At 39.2% G+C, this 1,131-nt stretch carries 1 protein-coding gene and 1 pseudogene; both read left to right on the top strand.

Annotation, left to right across the window (positions count from 1 at the left end; all coding sequences use genetic code 11):
* Window positions 1–559 (top strand): carbamoyl phosphate synthase small subunit (locus tag CI949_RS20770; protein ID WP_290769947.1); only part of this gene is annotated, 559 nt, incomplete at its 5' end.
* A gap of 59 nt (window positions 560–618) precedes the next feature.
* A pseudogene (locus CI949_RS20765) lies at window positions 619–1,131 on the top strand (carbamoyl-phosphate synthase large subunit); the annotation flags it as partial.

Raw genomic sequence — 1,131 nt, 5'->3', positions numbered from 1 at the left:
TAAGTATCGAGTGATTTTAGTTGACTGTGGAGCTAAAGATAATATCAAAAATTCACTAGTTAAGCGTAATTGTGAAGTGATAATGGTACCGGCCAGCACTTCAGTTAAGAAAATATTAGATTATAGTCCTGATGGTGTAATGGTTTCAAATGGCCCTGGTGACCCGGAAGATGCCGACTATGTAGCAGAAACTATTGCTGAACTATTAGGAGAAGTTCCAATCTTTGGAATCTGCCTCGGCCATCAGCTATTAGGTCGAGCCTGTGGTGCAGAAACCTATAAGTTAAAATTTGGCCATCGAGGTGCCAACCATCCGGTTAAAGACCTGAGTACAAATCGAGTTTATATTACTTCACAAAATCACGGTTTTGCCATTAAAGAAGAATCGCTGGCTGAGCTGGACCTGGAGTTAACTCATATTAATGTGAATGATAAGACAGTTGAAGGCTTTAGACATCAGAAATATCCAGCTTTTTCTGTTCAGTATCATCCAGAAGCTTCCCCTGGACCAGAAGACTCTCACTATTTATTTGATCAATTTGTTGAACTGATGCGCTGATGGTACCGGGTACTTAGAAAATATTTCCAATTAACTTTCAAAAATCTAAGGAGGATAAGATGCCGAAAAGAGAAGATATTAATAAAGTAATGGTTATTGGTTCAGGACCGATTATTATTGGGCAGGCAGCTGAGTTTGATTATTCCGGGAGTCAGGCCTGTCGGGCTCTTAAAGAAGAGGGTCTAGAAGTTGTTTTAGTCAACAGCAACCCAGCTACAATTATGACAGATGAAAATATGGCCGATCGGGTCTATATTGAGCCTCTAACTGTTGATAGTATAATAGAGATTTTGAAAAAAGAAAACCCGGATGGATTAATTCCGACCTTGGGAGGACAAATTGCCCTTAATCTTGCCATTGACCTGGCAGAAACAAATATTTTAGAAGATTTGAATGTGGAACTTTTAGGAACTCCAATTGAGACAATCGAGAAGGCAGAAGATAGAAATACTTTTAAAGAGTTAATGAATGAGATTGGTGAGCCAATTTTAGACAGCAAAATTGCGAAAAATATAGAGCAGGCAGCTGAAATTGCTGCTGATATTGGCTATCCAGTTATTGTACGTCCGGCT

The organism is Halanaerobium sp., assembly GCF_003070835.1.
Note: the sequence above shows the minus strand (reverse complement) of the source record. Positions and strands in the feature narration are given on the sequence as shown.